The organism is Streptomyces sp. NRRL S-495, assembly GCF_000966955.1.
In the GTDB taxonomy this organism is placed as follows: Bacteria; Actinomycetota; Actinomycetes; order Streptomycetales; family Streptomycetaceae; genus Kitasatospora; species Kitasatospora purpeofusca.
The window spans coordinates 1-6650 of record NZ_JZWY01000827.1; the positions used below are offsets into that span (position 1 = coordinate 1).

Sequence of the window (6650 nt, forward strand, 5' to 3'; positions counted from 1 at the left end):
CACCTGGGCCGCCCTGCGCGCGGCCACCGGCACGGCGATCACCGACGCATGGGCCCGGCGCCGCGCCGCCCTGGACACCTACCGTCGCCACCTCATCGCCCTCGACGGTCCGCGCCCGGACGAGGTCCTGGCCTCCCTGCTGCACATGCACCACATCCGTGCGGCCGGGATCGACCCGACCGCCGAACGCGCCCACCTGCGCCTGGCCCGCGCGGCCGCCCTCTCCTGGACCATCCGAACCGACGGAGCCGCCCGATGACCGCCACCGGCCACCAACACCCCGCCGCCCCTGCGGCAACGACCCGCCCGGCGTCCTGCGGGACGGACAACGTCCAGTACGCGCAGTCCCTGGCCACCGGCGCCGTCGGCATCACCCTCCTGCACATCGAACGCGCCGCACTCGGCCTCGGCCGCCCGGACACCGTCCGGGAGTGGCTGACCGGCAGCACCGCCCAGCCGCTCATCGCCTCCGACCACGCCTCCCTGTTCCTCGGCGCACCCGCCCTCGCCTTCGTCCTGAACACCTCGGCCGGCACCACCGGCCACCACCACGAGACCCTGCACGCCCTCGACCGGGCGGTCACCAACCTGACGGCACGCCGCCTCGACACCGCCCACGCCCGCATCGACCGCGGCGAGCAGACCACGGCCGGCGAGTACGACCTGCTGTACGGGCTGACCGGCCTCGGCGCCCTCCTCCTCAAACGCGACCCCCACAGCGAGACCCTCCACGACGTGCTCACCTACCTGGTGCGCCTCACCCTGCCCCTGCCCGGCAGCGACCTGCCCGGCTGGTGGGTGCGCCACGACCCCTCCGGCCGTACCTCCAGGCTCTTCCCCGGCGGCCACGGCAACCTGGGCCTCGCCCACGGCATCACCGGCCCCCTCGCCCTCCTGGCCCTCGCCAAGCAGGCAGGATCCGACGTCGACGGCCACACCGACGCCATGCTGCGCATCCTCGACTGGCTGGACGGCCTGCGGCAGGACACCGGCGGAGGAGCGTGGTGGCCGCAGTGGGTCACCACCGACGAGCACCGCCACCGCCTCTCCCTCCAGACCGGCCCCGGGCGGCCGAGCTGGTGCTACGGCACACCCGGCCTCGCCCGCGCCCAGCAGCTCGCCGCGATCGCCCTGCGGGACAAACAGCGCAAGCAGGATGCCGAGATCGCGCTCCTGCGCTGCATCACCGACCCCGCCCAGCTCGCGCAGATCAGCGACCGGGGCCTGTGCCACGGTGCGGCCGGCCTCCTCCACACCGTCCACCGTGTCGCCCAGGACGCCGATCGGCCCGCCCGCCTCACCGCGCACCTGCCCGCCCTGCGCGGCCTCGTGCACGCGATGAGCCCGGCCCCTCTGCCCGGATTTCTCGACGGCACCGCCGGCACCGCCCTCGCCCTGCACGCCACCGACCGAGGCGGGGCGCCCGCCACCGGTTGGGACGCCTGCCTCCTGCTCTCCTGAACCGGATGCCACCGATGACCGACTCACCTTCTCCGGACCTCATGGAGAAAGCCGTCCTTGCCGTCCTCGCCGGCACCCCGCTGCCCAAGGCGGCCGTCCTGGCGGGCATGCCCACCGACGCACTGACGAGCGCCCTCGACCTGTACCGGGTCGCCGGACTCGCCGCGCTCACGGACCACGCCGACGAGTTCGCCGACTGGGTGCAGGTGTATGTCCACCCGTCCTCCTGGAGGAACGCCGAACAGGACCTTGCCACGCACCTCGGCCCGTACCTGCGACAAGCCGAAAACAGCGGCGCCGTTAACGCCTGGTGGTACGTGCGAAAGCACCCCTGCTGGCGCATCCGCCTCCACCCCGGACCGGCCACCACCTCCGAGGCCCTCCGACAGGCGACCGGCCGCAGGCTCGACGCCCTCCGGCGCGAGGGCGTCGTCACCGCCTGGTGGCCCGGCATCTACGAGCCCGAGACGGCCGCCCTCGGCGGTCCGGCCGGCATCGCCGCCGCCCACGACCTCTTCCACGCCGACAGCCGCGCCATCCTGACCGACAGCCACTTGGCCGACACCGACCCGAACCAGCCCGCGGTCGGCCGTCCGGAACTGTCCATGTTGCTGTGCAGCCACTTGCTGCGTGCCGCCGGCCAGGAATGGACCGAGCAGGGTGACGTATGGCACCGCGTGGCCCAGATGCGGCCGGCGACCTCCCGGCACAACGAGGAGATGGTGGAGCGGGTGGGAAGTTTGCTGGCAGCCGACACCACGGCACTTACCGGCCCGGGAGGCCGTCTGGAGCACGCCGGTGCCCGGGCGTCCGTCTTCCACACCGCCGGCCGGACTCTCGCCGCTGCCGCTGGCCGCGGAGAGCTGACACGAGGGCTCCGCGCGGTCCTCGCCCAACTGGTGGTCTTCCATTGGAACCGCGCCGACATCCCCACCCCCGCCCAAGCAGCCCTCGCCCGAGCAGCTCGCGACCACATCCTCGGCCCGCCGGGCTTCACCCCCTGACCGCCGGCCACGTCCTCCCGACACGCTGACGCAGCCCGAGCAGCGGCGGACCCAACCACCCCGACCCACAGCGAGCTGATGAACGCCAAGAAAGACCCGCCCACTCCGGGCGGCACCACCAGGCCACCACGCAAGCGCCCGGTCCGTCTGACCGAGCGCCATGTGGACGTCCTCCGCCTGATCGGTCAGGGCGAAACCACGGAGCAGATCGCCCGAAGCCTCGGAATGACGATGCCGGGCGTCGCCGAACGGGTGAAGCGCTTCCGCTTCAACCTCGGCGCGATCAACCGCATCCACGCCTTCGCCCTCGCGTGGAACACCGGTGAATCGATCCGCACAACACCGTCGGGCGAGGCGCCGGCCCTGACCGACCGACAGAATCTCCTGCTCCGGATCCGGGCGGCAGGCGGCACCCGCCAGGACATCGAACGCCTCCTGGGAATATCCACCGATGCCGCGAAGGCCCTCGAAACCCTTGTGCTGCGCACGACCTCGGCCGTCAACCCGGCGATGGCCGTGCGCATTGCCCTGGAGCACGGGCTGATCTCCGGAACGGACACCCTTCAGAACCTCGCCGAAGCAGTTCCGTCGCCGGCCGCTGAAGATCCCGCACACGACCAGGGCACCGTCGCAAGCCCTCGACCGCCGCGCACCGGCATTCCCGGCGACGCACCCACCGGTCACCTCGCGAACCAGCTGCGCACCGCCAACGGCCTCGTCGTGCACCTCGACGCCCTGGCGGACATCCCGCCGATGGTGCCCCTGGCCGAGATCCTGAAGGGTACGGCGGCCGTCCACCGGCCCGCGCACGTCGTCACCCGGATCGTGCACCAGGCACTCGCCCGCGGAATCCCCTGCGCCCTGGTCATCCCACCGACGTCCGCCGACCCGGCCAAAGCGGCAGAGACCGTCGGACTCGGATCGGCATGGTCCGCAGCACGCCACCAGACACCGACGGACGGCACTACCGCGTACGCCCAGGCCGCACTCGACCTGGGCCTTCAGCCCGAGACCTGCACCGTGATCTGCACAGCCGAACAGTCCGGCCCCGCGCTCTGCGCCGGGCCGCAGAAGCTACTGATCACCAACGCCGACTCCGCCCTCACCCGAACCGACGATCCGCAGCTCACCTGGCGCGAGCGGCAGGTCGCCGAGCAGTGCGCACTCGGCCTCACCGATGAGCAGATCGGTGAGAGGCTCAAGATCAGCCAGTTCATCGTTTCGAACGATCTCGCTGCCATGCGGAGGAAGTTCGGTGTCCATGACCGTGTCCAGGTCGTCGCCCGCGCGATCCGGTCCGAACTCGTCGACATCATCGCCTTGAAAGGAACGCTGCCGACGAGGGCGTGTTGCCTCACGGACCGAGAGACTGGGCAAGTCGGTACACGGACCCCTGTCCGGCGGCCGTGATGACGCTGTTTTTCCGAAGCCCAGCGGCAGGTCTTCACCCAATTAGACGCATTCGATTTGCGGCCCATGGCCCAGAAGCCTAAATTCGGTAATGCCTGCCAGCATTTCGCCACTCAATGGAGGAGAGCATGAATAATGATATTCGCGAACTATTCAGTCTGCGGGACGAAGCTGTACGCAACAAGGATGCGGACCAGCTTCTCTCCACCCAGTTGCTCGAACTGCCTTACGGCAGCAGCGAAGGCTACCTGTCAGTAGACGGCATGGAAACGGAGATTATTTCCCTGCAAGAAGACCAGGGAATCGCGGTAGCGTTCGTCAAAGAAAGTTACACGCCGAGCCCGGATGGGAAAAAGCGCAACAGAACGGCATTCCTGATCTACTTCCTGGTCGATACGAGTAGGGGGTGGCGGATTTATCAGATTCGATAGTGGCCACGCCCCCCGCAATTAAATCAGGTTCCTGGCTGGCGACGGTTATTCGCCGAGTCGCGACCATCAAGATCGAAGGAGCAAGCCGTGCATGCCGATCACATCGACGACGAGAGGTACGACGTCGACGACGAAGGGCAAATGGGCAGTGAAGGTCGAGGTCTCGATTTCCTTTGGTTGGAACTGACCAACCGATGCAATCTGAAGTGTGTTCACTGCTATACCGAGTCCCACCCCGGAAGCGGGGACAAGGACCTGCTGACAGCGCTCGATTATGAATCGATCATGAATCAAGCGTACGATCTCGGTTGCCGCAAGATTCAGTTCATCGGCGGCGAGCCGCAGCTCAATCCCGATTTTCCAGGGCTCCTTTCGCATGCGAAAGAGGTAGGTTTCGAATTCGTTGAGGTATTCACGAATCTAACGAGACTAACCGAAAACGTTCTCCGGTTTGCCGTCCTAAATGGAGTGCGTTTTGCAACATCAGTCTATTCGCATGATTCGGCGACTCACGACGCGATCACGACTGTGAGGTCCAGTCACGCTAAAACTGTTGCCAACCTAAAGCGACTAATCGACAGCGAGGTGGAAACCCGGGCTTCCATCATCGGCATCCGACAGAACGATTCGGAGGTCAGGCAGACTGAAGAATTTCTGCGCGATCTCGGTGTCGGGAGTGTTCGCATTTCTCGAGTCCGCGAGTTCGGGCGCGGCGAAGAAGTCACAGGTCAACGAGCAAGTATGTCGGCGTTGTGTGGCCATTGCTGGAGTGGCAAGCTCTGTATCGCTCCCGACGGTACCGCATATCCGTGCGTCATGGCGCGGCAGTGGCCAGTAGGTGACGTCCTCGAGGACCGGCTTGAAAGCATTGTCAACGGAACTCGTCTCGAAAAAACACGCAAGGAGATCTTTCACACTGCATGGATCCCAAAGACGACGCAACCTGTAAATTGGTGCGAGCCTTGTTCGCAGAGCTGTGACCCGGACCTCGGATCTTGCTCCCCTAACCAAGGTGTTTGCTCACCATTCTCCTGTCCGCAGAGTTGCCACCCTGGTATCCAGCGCTGATCCAGGATCGTGTGAATTCTGTTCCGTGATGCGGCAGCCTGCACATCTCAACGCACCACCGTCCCCTCCATCCCGGTGCCGGCCGATTCCCCGCCGGAGGCATCGCCCTGGCTCTGGCCGCCCCTATGCGGTGCTCGACTCACGGGGCTGTAGTTCGCTGAGGCCCCAGGGGGTCAGCTCTGCGCCGATGGCGTGTGGGGGCCGGGCCAGGGCTTCGGCGTAGTCGCATGATGTCCGGTTCGTGGCTACTGAACTTGAATGCGTCATGCGCTTCATCGGGTTCTTTGCCACGCCGATTTTGATGAGCCGAGATTCGGTAGCCGTCATCATGTAGACGTGAGTTCGACTCTCGTGGGGAACGTCTGATCCGGTGAGCGGTTTGCGGTAGGAGATGCGGGTTCGGATCTCCTGGTCTTTCCGGGCTGACTCCTGGGCCTGCTGTGGTGCGAGGGGATCGAGCATGTGGCTGTCGCGCTGGTAAGTGGACCAGGCCCACCCGTTGATAATGCCTGCTGAATAGGCAGTGCCGGAGTCCAAAATTCCGCGCCCGGTTGGATTTGAAAGTGAGAGCGCTAGGTCGATCTCCCCCGACCCCTTCTTGATGATATTCTCTGGATTAAATCCTCTATGGCTTTCTTCTGCTGGGCCTTTTCCTCTTCGACCTTCTTGATCTTGCGCCGGTTGGCAAAGGTGCTTGGCTGCTCTTCGAGGATGGCGTGTAGATCTTCGAGGTACTCCAGCCGTTCGACTGCCTCGGTATACCCAGGCAGGACTTCTGGGCCGTCCGCGGCGAGGAGGTAGCCCTCGCGGTACCCGGCCCAGTAGGCGCCGATGGCGCTGGTGTTGATCTCGACATTGACGACGCCGATGGTGAGCCTCGGGTCGGTGAAGCTGGCCAAGTGTTCTCCTGGACGAGAAGTTCCGAAGTGCCGGTTCACCAGAGCAATGGGCGCCCAAGATCAGCTTGTGACGGCCGCCCCGGACACCTTTTTTGGCCGCACCTCATGTGAAGAGCGACGGCGAGATCGGGCAGCGCTGCCTGCTCAGCAACTGCTCGTCCAGGTAGGCCTGCACCGGCTCGGTCGGGCCGTACGGCACGTACTCGGCGATCTGCTCGGGGGTGATCACGCCAGCGCGCCCAGCTCCTCGGTGTCCACCACCGTGGCAGTGCAGCCGACCACCTCGAACGCGGTGCTACGACATCTGCCGCCCGGTCCTCGGGTGGACGCGCTCGCCGAGCTGGCGGACGGCCTCGACCGTCAGGCCGACCTTGCCC

At 66.3% G+C, this 6650-nt stretch carries 8 protein-coding genes; 6 read left to right on the forward strand and 2 right to left on the reverse strand.

Annotated features, from left to right (window positions below):
• From VR45_RS34300 to VR45_RS44790, 6 genes are all read left to right on the forward strand, one after another.
• On the forward strand, positions 1-259 hold a 259-nt coding region (locus VR45_RS34300), incomplete at its 5' end, for a lantibiotic dehydratase C-terminal domain-containing protein (protein ID WP_045943818.1).
• Positions 256-1461 (forward strand): lanthionine synthetase C family protein, encoded by a 1206-nt coding sequence (locus tag VR45_RS34305; protein WP_045943819.1) that lies wholly within the window; start codon positions 256-258, stop codon positions 1459-1461. The genes VR45_RS34300 and VR45_RS34305, both read left to right, overlap by 4 nt.
• Positions 1462-1475: 14 nt before the next feature.
• Positions 1476-2465 carry a thiopeptide-type bacteriocin biosynthesis protein gene (locus VR45_RS34310; protein WP_078897149.1) on the forward strand — a complete coding sequence of 330 codons (990 nt, stop codon included), beginning with the start codon at positions 1476-1478 and terminating at the stop codon, positions 2463-2465.
• Positions 2466-2543: 78 nt separating this feature from the next.
• A complete protein-coding gene (locus tag VR45_RS42950) occupies positions 2544-3875 on the forward strand; it encodes a LuxR C-terminal-related transcriptional regulator (protein WP_078897151.1) in 1332 nt (443 codons plus the stop codon).
• Positions 3876-4003: 128 nt separating this feature from the next.
• Positions 4004-4306, forward strand: coding sequence for a hypothetical protein (locus VR45_RS34320; protein ID WP_045943821.1), 303 nt, complete (start codon positions 4004-4006; stop codon positions 4304-4306).
• An 87-nt stretch (positions 4307-4393) separates the two neighbouring features.
• Positions 4394-5374 carry a radical SAM protein gene (locus VR45_RS44790; RefSeq protein ID WP_078897153.1) on the forward strand — a complete coding sequence of 327 codons (981 nt, stop codon included), beginning with the start codon at positions 4394-4396 and terminating at the stop codon, positions 5372-5374.
• 572 nt (positions 5375-5946) lie between these two features.
• On the opposite strand, the gene VR45_RS42955 is transcribed toward VR45_RS44790, so the two are convergent.
• Entirely contained in the window at positions 5947-6273 is a 327-nt protein-coding gene (locus VR45_RS42955) for a hypothetical protein (protein ID WP_052709598.1), read from the reverse strand.
• Positions 6274-6376: 103 nt separating this feature from the next.
• Positions 6377-6502 (reverse strand): hypothetical protein, encoded by a 126-nt coding sequence (locus tag VR45_RS50845; protein WP_353612745.1) that lies wholly within the window; start codon positions 6500-6502, stop codon positions 6377-6379.
• Positions 6503-6650: the final 148 nt, after the last annotated feature.